Raw genomic sequence first — 16,173 nt, 5'->3', positions numbered from 1 at the left:
GGGAGCCCCCGACCGTCGAAGGGACCCGCCGCAGCGGGCGGTCTCGACGATCCGGGGTCCCCTCAGGGCGGAACGACGGAGCCGTCCGGTCGTCGCGCGGGGCGACGGCCGGACGGCTCCGGGGCGGTGGCGGCTAGCCGCGCTCGGCGCGCCGGCGGCGCAGCGCGGCGAGCAGGAGCCCGCCGACGCCGCCGGCGATCAGCAGTCCGCCGAGGCCCAGCGGCAGGCCGACGTCGGCTCCCGTCGAGGCCAGGGGCGGGCGGCCGCCGGGGTGCGGCGCCACGGCGGTCGGCGTGCTGCTCGGGGTGGGAGCGGCCGTCGGCGCGGTGGTGGGCGCGGTCGTCGGGGCGACGGTCGGCTGCGCGGTCGGAGCGACGGTCGGAGCGACGGTCGGCTCGGCGGTCGGGGCCACGGTGGGCTCCGGCGTCGGGGTCGGCGTGGTCGGGTCCTTCTCGGCGTCGATCGCGGAGGTGTCCGCGGCGAACGAGGCGGTCACGAAGGCGATGGCCTTCGACGTGATGCCGAGCGCCTCCTGGTTGATGTTGTCGATGTCATCGGCGGCGGAGTGATAGTTCGGGTCGTGCGTGATGCCGGCGGTGCCGCCGAACAGCGCGACCTCCTCCTCCGTCTTGACGTCGTCGGCGCCGGTGAAGACGCCCGAGGACGGGATGCCGACCGAGATGAAGCCGTCGTAGTCGCTGCGTCCGTCGAACGCGGTGTCGATCCAGGGCTGGTCGACCGAGTCGAAGTAGTCGGTGAACGCCTTCTCGGTCGCGATCGAGCCGGCGGGCACGTCCACGGGGGCCTCGTAGGTGGACTGGTCCGCGTCGTAGACGGAGACCACGTAGTTCGGCGAGGCGACCATGTCGAAGTTCATGTAGGTCGCGATCTTCGAGGCGTCCTCCTCCGTCAGGGAGTCGACGTAGGTGTAGGAGCCGACCAGGCCCACCTCCTCGGCGCCCCACCAGGCGAAGCGGACCGCGTTGGTCGTGTCGCCCGCGGCGGCCAGCTGCACGGCCGTCTCGAGCAGCGTCGCGGATCCGGAGCCGTTGTCGTTGATGCCGGGGCCGGCGGGCACGCTGTCGAGGTGCGCGCCGAGCATGACCACGTTGTCGTGGTCGCCGCCCGGAGTCTCCGTGACGATGTTGAAGGTCTCCACCTCGGTCGTCGTCTGGTCGATGAGGACCGAGACGCTCGCGGGGAGCGACGCCAGCAGCGCCTGCCCCTCGGCCTGCGTGACGCCGACGCCGGGGACGGCGGCCTCGTCCTGTCCGCCGAACGTCCCGTTGAGGGCGTCGCTCGGCGCGTTGTCGTAGATGATGATCGCGGCGGCGCCGGCGGCACCGGCGGCGACCGACTTCTCGAGGAAGCTGCAGGAGCCGCGGCTGACGAGCGCGACCTTCCCGGTGGCGTCGAGGCCGGTCCAGGCGTCCGTGGTGCAGCCGAGCGGATCGACGGGGGCGATGAGCTCGCCGGTCACGCCGCCCTCGGGCGTCGACGGAGTGAATTCCATCGGGGTGCCGACGGCGCCGGTCCCGGTGGTCAGCGTGAACGCGTCGATCGTCTGCGTCGCGGTGGTGAAGTCCTGGCGCTGCGTCGTGTAGCCGGCGTCCGCGAGGACCTTCTCGACGTACGCGCCGCTCAGCTCGTAGCCCGGGGTGCCGATCGCGCGGGTGCCGCCGTTGGCGTCCGCGATCGCCTGGAGCGCCTCCAGGTGGGTCATGATGCCGTCGACCGTGACGGTGTCGGCGAAGTCGACCGGCTCGACGGCGCTCGCCGTCGGCGCGAAGGCGAAGCCGACGACGAGGGCGCCCGCTCCGATCATCGCGCTCGAGCCGATCAGCGAGCGGCGTCGGCGGCCGCTCGGGGTGTTCGTGGTGGTTCGCGCCACTGGGGCTCCCTCTCCTCGAGAACGGGCCGCCGCGTCGGCGGCCCCGACGCGCACCTCCCGAAGACTGGGAGGGGATCGCGTCCTCTGCGAGGGTATTCACAGGAAACGGTGCGGCCCAGTCCCCCCTGCCAGATTTCATCCGGACGAAACACGGACCGGGCCGGCGGGTCGGTCAGGCCGTCGCCGGGCTCTCGGCCCACTCGCGGAGCATCGCGAGCGTCTCCTCCGGACGGTCGCGGTGGGGGCTGTGACCTGCGCCCGCCACGACCGCGTACCGGATGCGCGGATTCGCGCGCAGCACCAGGGCGGCGAGGGAGGGAGGGAGCAACGTCTCGACATGCGGGTCGCCGGCCAGCACGAGGACCGGCGGGCGGAGGCCCGGCAGGTCCGCCAGCAGGTCCCACGGATCGTTGTCGTCGATCGTCGCCGCCACCGCGGACGGGTCGGCGTCCCGCACCGCGGCGAGCTTCTCGGCCCGGTCCCGCTCGTCCCAGAGCGGCTGCGCGACAGCGAGCTCCTCGGCCGAGACCGCGAGACCGGCGAGCTCGCCCGCGCGGACGGCGGCCCGCTGCTCCGGGGCGAGCCGGAGCACCGGGTCCAGCAGCGCCAGGCGCCCCGCCCAGCCGGACTCGCGGGCGGCGGCGCGCACCGCGACCGCTCCGCCGAGCGAGTGCCCGACGACGAGGTCGAACCGTCCCCGCGCGAGGGCGTCGTCGGCGTAGGCGTCGTGGCGGGCGGAGCCGCCGCGCGGCCCGTCGCCGTGTCCGCGCAGGTCGGGAGCGGAGACGCTCCAGCCCGCCGCGGTCAGCTCGCGGCTCAGCCGCCACCAGGTGCGGCCCGAACCGCCCAGGCCGTGCAGGAGCAGGACCCTGCCCGCCGTCATCGCCGGAGCCTCAGTCGAAGCGCGGGTCGCGGCCGGTGCGCTCACCGGTCGCGAGCCCGGCGATCGCGGCGAGGTCCTCGTCGTCCAGGGCGAAGCCGAAGACGTCCAGGTTCTCGCGGATCCGCTCCGGCGTCACCGACTTCGGGATCACGACGACGCCGAGCTGCACATGCCAGCGCAGCACCGCCTGCGCCGGCGAGACGCCGTGCTTCGCGGCGACGCGGGCCAGGGCCGGCTCGTCGAGGAGGCGCCCGCGGGCCAGCGGCGACCACGCCTCGGTGACGATCCCGTGGGCGGCGTCGAAGGCGCGCAGCTCCTCCTGGGGCAGCCGCGGGTGCAGCTCGACCTGGTTGATCGCGGGCACCACTCCCGTCTCGTCGAGCAGGCGCTGCACGTGCTCCTCGGCGAAGTTCGAGACGCCGATCGAGCGGGCCCGCCCCTCGCTCTGCAGGCGCTCGAGGGCACGGTAGGTGTCGACGTAGCGGTCGCGCGAGGGAATCGGCCAGTGCACGAGGTAGAGGTCGACGTAGTCGGTGCCGAGCAGCTCGAGGCTCCGGTCGAAGGCGGCGAGCGTCTCGTCGAAGCCGTGGTCGTCGTTCCACACCTTGGTCGTCACGAAGACCTGCTCGCGGGGGAGGCCGCTCGCGCGGATCCCCTCGCCGACTCCGCGCTCGTTGCCGTAGAGGGTGGCGGTGTCGACGTGCCGGTAGCCGGCCTCCAGGGCGACGGCGACCGTGCGGGCCGCCTCCTCGTCGCCGATCTTGTAGACGCCGAGCCCGAGCTGGGGGATCGCGCGGCCGTCGTTGAGGGGGATCAGGGGGACGCTCATGCCTCCCATGCTGTCATGCGCCTCAGACGCTCCAGTCGAGCTCGCCGTGCGGTCCCACGTGCACGTCGTCCTCGATCAGCGCCGCGACACCGGCCACCCCGAAGAGGAGGCGCCGCTCGGCGCGCTCCGCGTCGCTGCGCTCGTCGATGCCGCGCACGGCGAAGTGCACGTCGTGGCCCGCCTGCAGGCCCTCGACGCCGAGCCGGCCGCGGAGCGCGCGCACGGGGCGCCGGCCGATGCCGAGTCCGCGCCAGAGGGAGCCCGTCTCGAGGACCACCGCCGTCTCGGAGGCGACGACCCCGTGCTGCTCGCGGTGCGCGGTGAGCTGCCACCCGTAGCCGAGGTGGTGCAGGCGGGTCGAGTGCGGGCCGCGCCAGGCGTGCGAGGACTCCTCGCGGCGGAAGTAGACGGGACTCGGGCGGAAGGACCCCTGCCAGAGCGCGGCGGCGAGCTCCGTGCACCACTCCGGGGTCTCCGGATCGGACCAGGGGTCGAGGAGGTCGGTCCGGGCGGCGGCGCGCCGGTGCTCGCGCACCAGCTCCTCCGCGTCCTCCCGCAGTCCCATGCCGTCCCCTCGTCGTCGTGGGCCTTCACCCTAGGGTGCCCGACAGGCGCCGGACAACCGGGGTGGCGGCCTAGGAGGGCAGCGTGACCGGCTCGGTGTCGGGCAGCGGGCTGGCGTCGCGCCCGCGGAGATCCGGGTGGTACCGGCGGCCGAGCAGGGGCACCAGGAAGCCGACCAGGGCGAAGGCAGCGGCGACGACGATGGCGGCGGTCGGCCCGGCCTGGTCGATCTGCACGCCGGCGATCGCGGAGCCCAGCGCCGCGCCGATCAGCTGACCGGTGCCGACCCAGCCGTAGGCCTCCGCCGTGTCCGAGAAGCGCACGCTCGAGGCGGTGATCGCGAACAGCGCCGCGAGAGCGGGGGCGATGCCGATGCCGGCGAGGAACAGCGTGACGCACAGCCACCAGAAGTCGGTCGAGACCGCCGCCAGGCCCATGCCGACCGTGACGATCAGCATCCGCCGCGCGGTCGCCCACCGGCTGATCGGGATGTGGCCGAGGGCGAGGCCGCCGACCAGGGACCCCGCCGCGAACACGGCGAGCACGACGCCCGACTCGACTCCGCCCTCGCCGAACACCGCGACCACGCCCGCCTCGACCGCCGAGCAGGCGCCGATCAGGAGGAAGCCGACGACCGTGGCCAGCAGCACCGGGGGCTTCGTGAGCACCACGCCGAGGCGGCGCTTCGAGCGCGGGATGCGGACGCGGCCCACCTCGGGCGAGGCGATGAACCAGATCCCGCCGCCGATCAGGAACGCGGCGGCCGTAAGGATGCCCGCGACCGTCGACACCTGGATCGACACGAGCGTCGCCAGCACCGGGCCGAGCACCCAGATGATCTCCTGAGCGGAGGCGTCGAGCGAGAAGAGCGGGGTCAGCTGCGAGCTGGTGACCATCTTGGGGTAGATGGTCCGCACGGCGGGCTGCACCGGCGGCATGCTCAGGCCGGCGACGAACCCGATCACGACGAACTGCCACACCTCGAGCGGGAGCACGGCCATCGCGATGATCGCGCCCGCGCAGACCACGAGGGTGATCGTCAGCACGCGGCGCATTCCGAGCCGCCCCATCAGGCGGCTGGTCAGCGGCCCGGCGATGGCCTGCCCGATCGACATCGAGCCGAGCACCAGGCCGGCGGCGGCGTAGGAGTGGTGCACCCGCTCCACGTGCAGGAGGAACGCCAGCGAGAGCATGCCGAACGGGAAGCGCGCGGTCAGCTGCGCGAGGATGATGCGCCCCACCCCGGGGGTCTTCAGGAGATCGGTGTAGCTGCCCACCGGACGACACTAGCGCTCCGGAGGGGACTGCGGTTCGTCGAGGGAGACCGCTGCCCGAGGGCCCCTCGACGGGTCGCGGTTCCCTCGGCGGAGGGGCGCGTCAGCCGGCCAGCACCTTGCGGATCCGCTGCAGCGACACGCTCTCGGCGGTGCCGAGCGACTGCGCGAAGAAGCTCACCCGCAGCTCCTCGATCATCCAGCGGGCGCGCGCGATCCGCTCCGGGGCGTGCGCGGGCAGCGGCACGACGCCGCCTGCCGAGCGGTAGAGCTCCTGGGCCGCCTGCACCTCGTTCAGCCAGACGCGGTCGCGCCCGACGTTCTCGGCGATCTTTCCGAAGCGCTCGGTGATCCCGCCGAGGTAGCGCGGGAGGTGCCGCAGGCGCTCCACTCCGGTCGCCGAGACGAAGCCCGGGTAGACCAGGCCCGAGAGCTGCTCCCGCGCATCCGTGAGGGCGGGCAGGAGCGCCATGCTCGTCGAGGCCTTGAGCGCCTTCTCGACGCCCCGGGCGGTGGTGAGGATCGTCGTGACCGTCTTCACGGTCTCGAACATCGCGTCCATGACGCTCGCCGAGACCCGGTCGCGCACGGCGTCGAACTCGGCGCGGAGGAAGAGCATCCCGTCGGGCTTCATCCGCCAGAGGACCGCGTCGACGCAGGCGAGCAGGCAGTCGGTGAAGAGCGCGGTCGTGTTCTGGTACGGGCTCTGCGCGAGCACGAGCTTCTCGTTCGAGGTGAGGTGCTGCTGCACGTAGGCGACGGGGCTCGGCGTCGCGAGCAGGAGGAGGCGGCGGACGCCTCTCGGGTGCTCGCGCGCCTGGTCCTCGGCCGTGGCGAGCAGGCGGATCGAGACCGAGTCGCCGTCGTCGATCAGGGCGGGGTAGGCGCGGATGGTGTTCCCGCCCTGCCGGGTGTCGGTGATGCGGGGCAGCTCCGGCATGTCCCAGGTCCTCAGACCCCGGCGCTCGAGCGCGTCGGGGACCCGGGCCTCGACCACGCGGGCGACCTCGTCGCGGACCCGGCCGCGCAGGCGCTCGGCCAGCGGGGCGAGCTCCTTGCCGGCGGCGACCGTGCGCCCCCGCTCGTCGGCGACGGCGAAGGTGACCCGCAGGTGCGAGGGGATGCGCTCGAGGTCGAAGTCCTCGGGCTGCACCACCACGCCGGCCTCGCGGCGGATCGCTCCGGCCAGGGTCGCCGCGAACGACTCCGTCGGCGGGTTCGGCACGTCGTGCGGCAGGGACGCGGTGAGCTTGCGCGCCCAGTCGTTCGCGGGCACCACGTTCCGGCGCAGGTGCTTGGGCAGCGCCTTGATCATCGCGGTGACCAGCTCGGCCCGGAGCCCCGGCACCAGCCAGTCGAAGCCGAGGGGCGTCACGCGGGGCAGGAGCGCGAGCGGCACGTGCACCGTCACTCCGTCCTCCTCCGTCCCCGGCTCGAACCGGTACGAGAGGCGGAAGCGCTGGTCGGCCTGGCGCCACTGCGTGGGGAACGCGGTCTCGTCGATCTGCTCCGCGTCCTCGGGGAGGAGCGTCTCCTGCGTCATCGTCAGCAGGTCGGGCTCGTCGTGCTGGGTCGTCCGCCACCAGGAGTCGAACGAGCGCACCGAGGTGATGTCGCGGGGGAGTCGGCGGTCGTAGAAGTCGAACACGGCCTCGTCGTCGACGAGCAGGTCGCGACGGCGCGTGCGCTCCTCCAGCCGCTCGAGCTCGGCCCGCAGGGCCCGGTTCTTGCGGTCGAAGGCGTGGCGCGACTCCCACTCGCCCTCGACGAGGGCGTGCCGGATGAACAGCTCGCGGGCGTACGAGGCGTCGATCCGCGAGAACTGGACGCGGCGGCGGGCGATGATCGGCACGCCGTAGAGCGTGACCTTCTCGTAGGCGACGGCCGCGCCCTGCGACTTCTCCCAGTGCGGCTCGCTGAACTGCCGCTTCACGAGGTCGCCCGCGATCGCCTCGGCCCAGGCCGGATCGATCGCGGCGTTCGAGCGGGCGAAGAGGCGGCTGGTCTCGACCAGCTCGGCGCTCATCACCGCATCGGGGAGCTTCTTGGCCAGGGCGCTGCCGGGGAAGATCGAGAACTTCGCGTTGCGGGCGCCGATGTACTGCACGTTCTGGCGCTCGCGGCTCTTCGCCGCGCGCTGCGCCTGCTGCGAGGTGGTGTCCTTGATGCCCAGGTGCGAGAGCAGGCCGGCCAGGAGGCTCCGGTGGATCCCGTCGGGGTCGACCTTCGGCTCGCCCAGCTCGAGCTTGAGGGGGCGCGCGAGCTGGCGCAGCTGGCGGAACACGTCCTGCCACTCGCGCACGCGCAGGTAGTTGAGGTACTCGGCCTTGCACAGGCGCCGGAAGGCGCTCGAGGAGAGCTCCTCCTGCTTCTCCTCGACGTAGTTCCAGAGGTTCAGCAGGGTGAGGAAGTCGCTGGTGGGATCGACGAAGCGCGCGTGCTGCTGGTCGGCCTGCGCGCGGCGCTCGAGAGGGCGCTCGCGGACGTCCTGGATCGTGAGGCCCGCGACGATCGCCATCACCTCGCGGCTGACGCCGTGGCGGCGCGACTCGATCACCATCCGGCCGAAGCGCGGATCGATGGGGAGCCGCGCGAGGTCGCGCCCGATGCGCGTGAGCTGCGGCGCGGCCTCCGCCCCCTTGCGCGGGACGCCGCTCGAGTGCGCGTTCGGCGGCGTGCCGCGCACCGGAGCGGCGTCTCGCGGCGCGGCGGAGGCGGCGGAGGGGGAGCCGGGGACGCGGAGGGCGCCGAGCTCCGTGAGCAGGTCGAGGCCGTCCTTGATGCCGCGGGAGTCGGGCGGAGTGAGGAACGGGAACGAGGCGATGTCGCCCAGTCCGAGCGAGATCATCTGCAGGATGACCGCGGCCAGGCCCGTGCGCAGGATCTCGGGATCGGTGTACTCGGGGCGGCGGAGGTAGTCCTCCTCGGAGTAGAGGCGGATCGCGATGCCCGCGCTGGTGCGGCCCGAGCGGCCGGAGCGCTGGTTCGCGGAGGCCTGCGACACCGCCTCGATCGGCAGCCGCTGCACCTTCGAGCGCGCGCTGTAGCGCGAGATGCGGGCCGTGCCGCCGTCGATCACGTAGCGGATCCCGGGGACGGTGAGGCTCGTCTCCGCCACGTTGGTCGCGAGCACGACACGACGGCGGACGCCGGGGGTGCGCCCCTTCTCGAAGACGCGGTGCTGATCGGCCGCCGACAGGCGCCCGTAGAGGGGGAGCACCTCGGTGCCCGGCAGGTTCCGGCCCCGGATGGCGTCCTCGGCGTCGCGGATCTCGTTCTCGCCCGAGAGGAACACCAGGACGTCGCCCGGATCCTCGCGCGCCAGCTCGGCCAGGGCGTCGGCGATGCCGGTCATCAGGTCGCGGCTGCCGCTCGTCGCGTCGGGGACGTCGGTGTCGTCGTCCTCCTCCGGCTCCTCGGCGACCAGCGGGCGGTAGCGGATCTCGACCGGGTAGGTGCGGCCGGAGACCTCGATGATCGGCGCGGGCTCGCCGGCGGCGTCGGCGAAGTGGGCCGCGAAGCTCTGCGGATCGATCGTCGCCGAGGTGATGATCACCTTCAGGTCGGGACGCTGCGGCAGCAGGCGGTGCAGGTAGCCCAGGAGGAAGTCGATGTTGAGGCTGCGCTCGTGCGCCTCGTCGATGATGATCGTGTCGTACCGGCTGAGCATCCGGTCGTGGTTCATCTCGTTGAGCAGGATGCCGTCGGTCATCAGCTTGATCCGCGTCGAGGCGGACGCCTTGTCGGTGAACCGGACCTGGTAGCCGACCAGCCCGCCGACCTCGTCGTCGAGCTCCTCCGCGATGCGCTCGGCGATGGTGCGCGCGGCGATGCGCCGGGGCTGCGTGTGCGCGATGCTCTCGCGGCCGAGCTCCAGGCAGATCTTCGGCAGCTGGGTCGTCTTGCCCGATCCGGTCGCGCCGGCGACGATGACCACCTGGTGGTCGCGGATCGCGGCGGCGATGTCGTCGCGCCGCGCCGACACGGGGAGTTCGGGCGGGTAGCGGATGCTGAGCACGTCTGACATGAGCCCTCCATCCTACGCCGCGTGCGACAATGCCCTGTCTCGTGAAACATCGCGGGCCACCCTGCCCGGTCGGGCGCTCCGGCGCCGGTCGACCGCGGCGCACGATCCCGTGGAGCACCCCGATGAATCCGCAGTCCCTGCTGGTCGTGCTGAACATCGTGCTGCTGCTCTTCGCGATCCGGGGCGTGCTGTCGAACCCGAGGCTCTCGAAGGTCGCGAAGGTCTCCTGGGTGGCGTTCATCGTGATCGCGCCGTTCATCGGCAGCCTCGCCTACCTTGCGGTGGGCCGTCGCGGTGGGAGCGGCGGAAGCGGCACGGTCGTGCGCGGCACGGAGCGGCCGTCGGGCTGGTTCTTCGAGCGCTGAGCGGTCGGGTGGCCCTACGGCGGGGGAGACCCGCGGACGTCGGCGCTCCGCGGACCTCCTGACCCTCCGACCCGCGGCAACCCCCTCACCGCAGGCTCCGCCCGCGTCTAGCGTGGAGCGCATGGCCGATCGTCTGCGCTCCAGTGTCAGCCCCTACCTCCGCTCGCACGCGGACAATCCGGTCGACTGGTTCCCCTGGGGCGAGGAGGCGTTCGCCGAGGCGGTGCGCCGCGACGTCCCGGTGATGGTGTCGATCGGCTACTCCACCTGCCACTGGTGCCACGTGATGGCGCGAGAGTCGTTCTCGGATCCGGTGCTCGCCGCGCGGCTGAACGCGGACTTCGTCGCGGTGAAGGTCGACCGCGAGGAGCACCCGGACGTCGACACAGCCTACCTGACGGCCGCGAGCGCGTTCACCCGACAGCTCGGCTGGCCGCTGACGGCCTTCGCCACCCCCGCCGGCGAGACCTTCTTCGCCGGCACCTACTTCCCGCCGCGCGCCGTCGGCGGCGTGCCCGCCTTCTCGGACGTCCTCGACGCGGTCTCGGAGGCGTGGCGGCTGCGGCGCGACGAGGTGCAGGCGACGGCGGGCGGCCTGGCCGCGGCCCTGCGCGAGGCGACCGCGGCGCTGCCCGTCGACTCCGCGCTGCCCGGCGACGCCGAGCTCGACGGCGCCGTCCGCGCACTCGAGGACGAGGAGGACCGGGTGCACGGCGGTTTCGGCGGCGCCCCGAAGTTCCCGGTGGCCCCCGTGCTCGGGTTCCTGGCCTCGCGGCCCTCGGGAGCGGCGCTCGCCGAGCGCACGCTGCTCGCGCTGGCCGCGTCCCCGCTCCGCGACCGCGACGGGGGCTTCTTCCGCTACGCGACGCAGGCCGACTGGAGCGATCCGCACTACGAGCGGATGCTGTACGACAACGCGCAGCTGCTCGACGTCGCGGCCGTCCTGCTCGGGCACGACGGCGCCAGGGTGGAGGAGCTGACCGGGATCGCGGAGGGCGTCGCCGCGTTCCTCCTGACCACTCTCGAGCGGCCGGGCGGCGGCTTCGCATCGGCGCAGGACTCGGAGAGCACCGTCGACGGTCAGCGCTCGGAGGGCGGCTACTACCTCGCCGAGGACCGGTCCCGCCTCGCGCCTCCCGCTCTCGACGAGAAGGTCGTCACCGGCTGGAACGGCCTGGCGATCCGCGCGCTCGCCCGCGCCGGACGCGTGCTCGGACGGGAGGAGTGGATCGACGCCGCCCGGCGCGCGGCGGACGCGGTGCTGCAGCGGCACCTCGTCGACGGCCGCGTCGCGGTGCGCGCCTCCCTCGACGGTGCCGTCTCCGCGGCCCGCCCGGCGCTGGAGGACCTCGGGATGCTGGCCGGCGGGCTCCTCGAGCTCGCCCTGGCGGAGGGACGTCCGCGCTACGCGGTCGCGGCGCGCACCCTGATCGACGGCGCGCTCGACGCGGCCGACGGCCCGCTGCCGTTCGCGCTGCCCGGGGGAGGGGACCCGGCGCTGACCGCGCGGGGACTCCTGCTCGCGGCCGATCCCTCCGAGGGCGCCTACCCCTCCGGCCTGTCGGCGACGGCGGACGCGGCGCACGAGCTGTACCTGCTCACCGGATCGCAGCGCTACCGGGAGGCGGCCGAGGCGGTCGTCGCCTCGATCGCTCCGGGCGCGGTCCGGCAGCCGATGGGCTTCGGCGCCGTGCTCGGGCTCGCTTCGCGGCTGGCTCGCCCGGTGCGGCAGCTGGTCGTCGTGGGCCCCGGCGCGGCGGAGGCGGTGCAGGGCGCGCGGTCCGCCGGGATCGGCGTGCTGGTCGGCGTGTCCGACGAGGGCGCCCGGGACTGGGCGGACGCGGGCTTCGAGCTGTTCGAGGGGCGGATCTCGCGGGAGGGGCTGCCGACCGCCTACTCCTGCGAGGCCTTCGTCTGCGCCCTGCCGACGACCCGCCTCCCGGAGGAGCTGCTCACGCGGCCGTGACCACCAGTGGCGCCGCGGGGTCGGCGGCCCACTCGTTGAGCGAGCCGTCGTAGACGACCGCCGTGTGGACTCCGAGCACCGCCAGTGCGAGTGCATCGGCCGTCGCGGCGATCCCGCCCCCGCAGTAGAGGACGATCCGCTCGGCCTGGAGAGCGTCTCCGAACAGCGACCGCAGCCGCTCCGGCGGCAGGAGCGTGTTGTCGGCGCGGTCGACGAGCCGCCCGGCGGGGACGCTCCGCGAGCCCGGCAGGTGTCCGAGGCGGGGTCGGCGCCCCTCCTCCCCGGTGAACTCCTTCGGCGGGACCGCGCAGACCAGCGCCCCGGGAGCCTCGCCGCGCACGACGCTCTCGACGCCGGCCTTGTCGATCCAGAGCGGCCGCTCCTCGCGCACGCTGATGCCACCGCTCACGGCGGGCTCGACATGCCCCGTCTCGATCGGGCGCTCCTCCCGCCGCCAGGCCGGGAGCCCGCCGTCGAGCACCGCGACGGCGTCGTGCCCGGCCGAGCGCAGCAGCCACCACAGGCGCGAGGCCCACTGGCCGACCGCGGAGTCGTACACGACGACCACCGAGTCGTCGTCGATGCCGAGCGCGGCGGTCGCGGCGGCGAAGCGCTCCGGGTCGAGCCGGGTGAAGGGCAGGGGAGCCGCCGGATCCGACAGCTGCTCGAGCAGGTCGCCGAACACGGCGCCGGGGACATGCCCCTCGAGGAGGTACTGCTCGTCGCCGCTGAGGTAGCCGGGCCGCCCGTCGAAGCCGGGCACGAGCAGCACGCTGGCGTCGACGACGACGAGGTGCTCGCGGCCGAGCTGGTCGGCGAGCCACTGGGTCGAGACGATCGGCCGGGCGAGGTACGGGGCGGAGGAGGTGCTCACCCGCCCCACGGTAGGCGCGACCGCCGACAGGCGCGCCCCCGTGCGTCACGCACGGTCACGGACGCCGCCGGGCGCTCAGCACTCGATGACGTTGACCGCGAGGCCGCCCTCGCTCGTCTCCTTGTACTTCGACGACATGTCGATGCCGGTCTGGCGCATCGTCTCGATGACCGCGTCGAGCGAGACGCGGTGGTCGCCGTCGCCGTGCAGCGCGAGGCGGGCCGCGCTCACCGCGGTGGAGGAGGCGATCGCGTTCCGCTCGATGCAGGGGATCTGCACGAGCCCGCCGACCGGGTCGCAGGTCAGTCCGAGGTGGTGCTCCATCGCGATCTCGGCCGCGTTCTCGACCTGGCGCGGAGTGCCGCCGAGCACCGCGCAGAGCGCTCCGGCGGCCATCGCGCAGGCCGAGCCGACCTCGCCCTGGCAGCCCGCCTCCGCACCGGAGATCGAGGCGTTCGTCTTGCAGAGCGAGCCGATCGCGGTGGCGGTGAGGAGGAAGCGGCGCAGTCCCGCGCGATCGGCGCCCGGGACGAAGCGGAGGTAGTAGTGCCCGACGGCGGGGATGATGCCCGCCGCTCCGTTCGTCGGAGCCGTCACGACGCGCCCGCCTGCGGCGTTCTCCTCGTTCACCGCGAGGGCGAAGGCGTGGAGCCACTCCACCGAGGTCGCGCGGGCGCGGTCGAGCGGATCCTCCTCGAAGGCCTCGAGCCGCTCGCGGAGCACCGAGGCGCGGCGGCGGACGCCCAGGCCGCCCGGCAGCACGCCGTCGGTCGCCAGGCCGTGCTCGACGCAGGCGGCCATGGCGTCCCAGATCGCGTCGAGGCGGGCGTCGATGTCGACCCCGGGGTGCAGAGCGCGCTCGTTCGCGGCGGCGATCTCGGCGATGCCGGAGCGGGTCCGATCGCAGGTCGCCAGCAGGTCGAGCCCGGAGACGAAGGGGTAGGGGTGCGGGGCCAGCGCAGCCAGCTCGGCGCGCTCGCCCGCGCGCCGGATGAAGCCGCCGCCGATCGAGTAGTAGGTCTCCTCCCACACCGGCAGCGCGTCGTCGCCGACCCAGACGCTGAAGGTGAGGGCGTTCGGGTGCTCCGGCAGCCTCGTGCGCGGCTCGAAGACGACGTCGTCGCGCGTCATCGCGAGGCGCTGCTCGCCGGCCAGCAGGATCGTCCCCTCCGCGTCGAGGCGCTGCCAGGCCCCGCGCACCAGCGCCGGGTCGCACGTCTCGGGGTCCAGGCCGGCGAGACCGGCGACCACTGCGTCGGGGGTGCCGTGGCCGATCCCGGTGGAGCCGAGCGAGCCGTAGAGGGTGCATCCCACCCGGCTCACGCGGCCGAGGAGCCCGGCGTCGCGGATCCGCTCGGCGAGGGCGAGGGCGGCGCGCATCGGTCCGACGGTGTGCGAGCTGGACGGGCCGATCCCCACGCTGAACAGGTCGAGGACGGAGACGTAGGCGCTCATCCACCGAGACTACGCCGGGGCCGGCGGAGTGCGCCGCCCGAGCCGCGCCCGCGACGAGGAGCCACGGAGATCCGGCGTCGACGAGGGTCTGCGGCGGGTCAGCGCAGCGTCTTGCGCGCCGAGATCTGGCCGGTGTCGAAGCCGAGCAGGTGCAGGCCGCCGTGGAAGCGGGCGTGCTCGACCTTGATGCAGCGATCCATCACGACGGTCAGGCCCTTCGACTCGCCGTACTCGGCCGCCTCCTGGTTCCAGATCCCCAGCTGCACCCAGACCGTGGGCGCGCCGACGGCGAGGACGTCGTCGATCACGGCGGGGATGTCGCTCGCCTTGCGGAACACGTCGACGATGTCGGGCACGACCGGGAGCTCGGCGAGACTGCGGTAGACCGGCTGCCCCAGGATCTCGGTGGCGTTCGGGTTCACGAAGTAGAGCTCGTAGTCGCTCGACTGCTGCAGGTAGGTGGCGACGAAGTAGGAGGAGCGGGCCGGGTTCGGCGAGGCGCCGACGATCGCCACGGTCCTCGCGCGGCGGAGGATGTCGAGTCGCCTGCGGGCGTCGGGGCCCACCCAGGTGCGCTGCGAGCGCAGCATCCTCGCCAGCGGCGAGTTCGCCGGGACCGAGCAGCTCAGCCCGTTGGACAGCTGGACGACCGTGTCGGCGGTGTCGGTGGTGCTCATGCTCAGACCTCCACGGCCGGGGTGTGCAGGGTGGTGGTCGTGTCCTCGGGGAGCTCGGTCGGAGCGTCGGGGGTGCCGTGCTCCTCGACCGCGCGGGCGAGCGCCTGGTCGAGATCGTAGATGATGTCGTCCGCGTCCTCGATGCCGACGGAGAGGCGGACGAGTCCGGGGAGGACGCCCGCGTGGAGGAGCTGGTCCTCGGTGAGCTGGGCGTGGGTGGTCGAGGCGGGGTGGATCACCAGCGTCTTGGCGTCGCCGATATTGGCGAGGTGGCTGGCGAGGTCGACCGACTCGATGAAGGTCTGGCCGACGGCGCGGCCGCCCTTGACCACGAAGCTGAAGACCGAGCCCGGTCCCTTCGGCAGGTACTTCTGCGCGCGGTCGTGGTGCGGGTGCGCGGGGAGCCCGGCCCAGTAGACCGCCTCGATGCGGGGGTCGGCGTCGAGCCACTCGGCGACGCGGCGCGCGTTGTCGACGTGCGCCTGGATCCGGTACGGCAGCGTCTCGACGCCCTGGGCGAGCAGGAACGCGGAGTGCGGAGCGAGGACCGGCCCGATGTCGCGCAGCTGCTCCGCGCGCAGGCGCGTGAGGAAGCCGTACTCCCCGAAGTTGCCGTCCCACGACAGGTCTCCGTAGGAGGCGACCGGGTCGTGCAGCAGCGGGAACTTCTCGGGGGAGTAGTGGAAGCGCCCCGACTCGACGACGACGCCGCCGAGCGTGGTGCCGTGTCCGCCGAGGAACTTGGTGGCCGAGTGGATGACGATGTCGGCGCCCCACTCGATCGGGCGGACGAGGTAGGGCGTGGCGACCGTGGAGTCGATGATCAGCGGGATGCCGGCGGCGTGCGCGACCGCGGCGAGGCCCTCGATGTCGGCGATCTCGCCGGAGGGGTTCGCGATCGTCTCGGCGTAGAGCACCTTGGTCTTCTCGGTGATCGCCGCCGCGTAGTCGGCCGGGTCGCTCGAGCGGACGAAGGTGGTGTCCACTCCGAATCGGCGGAGCGTGACGTCGAGCTGGGTGATCGATCCGCCGTAGAGGTTGGCGGAGGACACCACGTGGTCGCCCGCGCCGACGAGCGCCGCGAAGGTGATGAACTGCGCCGAGAGCCCGGAGGCCGTGGCGACGGCGCCGAGGCCGCCCTCGAGGCTCGCGACGCGCTCCTCGAAGGAGGCGACCGTGGGGTTCGACAGGCGCGAGTAGACGTTGCCGTACTTCTGCAGCGCGAAGCGGGCCGCGGCGTCGGAGGTGTCGTCGAAGACGAAGGCGCTGGTCTGGTAGATCGGCAGAGCGCGGGCACCCGTCACCGCGTCGGGGATGTTGCCCGCGTGGATCGCACGCGTCTTGAAGCCGTACTCACGATCTGCCATG

The 16,173-nt window shown here is 73.4% G+C and carries 12 protein-coding genes; 2 read left to right on the top strand and 10 right to left on the bottom strand.

All coding sequences use genetic code 11. The features are described from left to right. Window positions 1-133 precede the first annotated feature (133 nt). The 6 genes from C5C29_RS05695 to hrpA all read right to left on the bottom strand — a co-directional run bounded on the left by C5C29_RS05695 (window position 134) and on the right by hrpA (window position 9,468). On the bottom strand, window positions 134-1,891 hold the full coding sequence (locus C5C29_RS05695; protein ID WP_104308090.1) for a M28 family peptidase: 1,758 nt from the start codon (window positions 1,889-1,891) through the stop codon (window positions 134-136). Between the two features lie 172 nt (window positions 1,892-2,063). After that, the gene (locus C5C29_RS05690; protein ID WP_104222367.1) at window positions 2,064-2,774 is read right to left on the bottom strand and encodes an alpha/beta fold hydrolase; all 711 of its coding nucleotides are present in this window, start codon (window positions 2,772-2,774) and stop codon (window positions 2,064-2,066) included. Between the two features lie 10 nt (window positions 2,775-2,784). Beyond that, the gene (locus C5C29_RS05685) at window positions 2,785-3,603 is read right to left on the bottom strand and encodes an aldo/keto reductase (RefSeq protein WP_104222368.1); all 819 of its coding nucleotides are present in this window, start codon (window positions 3,601-3,603) and stop codon (window positions 2,785-2,787) included. A 22-nt stretch (window positions 3,604-3,625) separates the two neighbouring features. Next, window positions 3,626-4,168 (bottom strand): hypothetical protein, encoded by a 543-nt coding sequence (locus tag C5C29_RS05680; RefSeq protein WP_104222306.1) that lies wholly within the window; start codon window positions 4,166-4,168, stop codon window positions 3,626-3,628. Window positions 4,169-4,238: 70 nt separating this feature from the next. Beyond that, on the bottom strand, window positions 4,239-5,444 hold the full coding sequence (locus C5C29_RS05675; protein ID WP_104222308.1) for an MFS transporter: 1,206 nt from the start codon (window positions 5,442-5,444) through the stop codon (window positions 4,239-4,241). 100 nt (window positions 5,445-5,544) lie between these two features. Continuing rightward, a complete protein-coding gene (hrpA, locus tag C5C29_RS05670) occupies window positions 5,545-9,468 on the bottom strand; it encodes an ATP-dependent RNA helicase HrpA (RefSeq protein WP_104222310.1) in 3,924 nt (1,307 codons plus the stop codon). Between the two features lie 122 nt (window positions 9,469-9,590). Between hrpA and C5C29_RS05665 the strand changes: the two genes are divergently transcribed. Then, window positions 9,591-9,833, top strand: a complete 243-nt coding sequence (locus C5C29_RS05665; protein WP_159939582.1) for a PLDc N-terminal domain-containing protein — start codon at window positions 9,591-9,593, stop codon at window positions 9,831-9,833. Between the two features lie 121 nt (window positions 9,834-9,954). After that, entirely contained in the window at window positions 9,955-11,799 is a 1,845-nt protein-coding gene (locus C5C29_RS05660; protein ID WP_104222314.1) for a thioredoxin domain-containing protein, read from the top strand. Here the strand turns inward: C5C29_RS05660 and C5C29_RS05655 are convergent. The 4 genes from C5C29_RS05655 to C5C29_RS05640 form a co-directional block, all read right to left on the bottom strand. After that, complete coding sequence (locus C5C29_RS05655) at window positions 11,786-12,673, bottom strand: sulfurtransferase (protein ID WP_146081508.1); 888 nt, start codon at window positions 12,671-12,673, stop codon at window positions 11,786-11,788. The genes C5C29_RS05660 and C5C29_RS05655 overlap by 14 nt on opposite strands. Before the next feature lie 75 nt (window positions 12,674-12,748). Further along, window positions 12,749-14,128, bottom strand: a complete 1,380-nt coding sequence (locus C5C29_RS05650) for an L-serine ammonia-lyase (protein WP_104222318.1) — start codon at window positions 14,126-14,128, stop codon at window positions 12,749-12,751. A gap of 98 nt (window positions 14,129-14,226) precedes the next feature. Then, a complete protein-coding gene (locus C5C29_RS05645; RefSeq protein ID WP_104222320.1) occupies window positions 14,227-14,805 on the bottom strand; it encodes a CoA-binding protein in 579 nt (192 codons plus the stop codon). Between the two features lie 2 nt (window positions 14,806-14,807). Further along, the gene (locus tag C5C29_RS05640) at window positions 14,808-16,172 is read right to left on the bottom strand and encodes an O-acetylhomoserine aminocarboxypropyltransferase/cysteine synthase family protein (RefSeq protein ID WP_104226921.1); all 1,365 of its coding nucleotides are present in this window, start codon (window positions 16,170-16,172) and stop codon (window positions 14,808-14,810) included. Window position 16,173 lies beyond the last annotated feature (1 nt).

This window comes from Rathayibacter sp. AY1H2 (genome assembly GCF_002931985.1).
Taxonomy (GTDB): Bacteria; Actinomycetota; Actinomycetes; order Actinomycetales; family Microbacteriaceae; genus Rathayibacter.
The sequence above is the reverse complement of the archived record's forward strand: the minus strand, read 5'-3'. Positions and strand labels throughout refer to the sequence as shown.

What these genes read in the sequence shown, in the direction of transcription:
- C5C29_RS05690 (WP_104222367.1), bottom strand. Translation starts at nt 2,774, where the DNA reads ATGACGGCGGGCAGGGTCCTGCTCCTGCACGGCCTGGGCGGTTCGGGC.
- C5C29_RS05685 (WP_104222368.1), bottom strand. Translation starts at nt 3,603, where the DNA reads ATGAGCGTCCCCCTGATCCCCCTCAACGACGGCCGCGCGATCCCCCAG.
- C5C29_RS05680 (WP_104222306.1), bottom strand. Translation starts at nt 4,168, where the DNA reads ATGGGACTGCGGGAGGACGCGGAGGAGCTGGTGCGCGAGCACCGGCGC.
- C5C29_RS05650 (WP_104222318.1), bottom strand. Translation starts at nt 14,128, where the DNA reads ATGAGCGCCTACGTCTCCGTCCTCGACCTGTTCAGCGTGGGGATCGGC.
- hrpA (WP_104222310.1), bottom strand. Translation starts at nt 9,468, where the DNA reads ATGTCAGACGTGCTCAGCATCCGCTACCCGCCCGAACTCCCCGTGTCG.
- C5C29_RS05660 (WP_104222314.1), top strand. Translation starts at nt 9,955, where the DNA reads ATGGCCGATCGTCTGCGCTCCAGTGTCAGCCCCTACCTCCGCTCGCAC.
- C5C29_RS05640 (WP_104226921.1), bottom strand. Translation starts at nt 16,172, where the DNA reads ATGGCAGATCGTGAGTACGGCTTCAAGACGCGTGCGATCCACGCGGGC.
- C5C29_RS05645 (WP_104222320.1), bottom strand. Translation starts at nt 14,805, where the DNA reads ATGAGCACCACCGACACCGCCGACACGGTCGTCCAGCTGTCCAACGGG.
- C5C29_RS05665 (WP_159939582.1), top strand. Translation starts at nt 9,591, where the DNA reads ATGAATCCGCAGTCCCTGCTGGTCGTGCTGAACATCGTGCTGCTGCTC.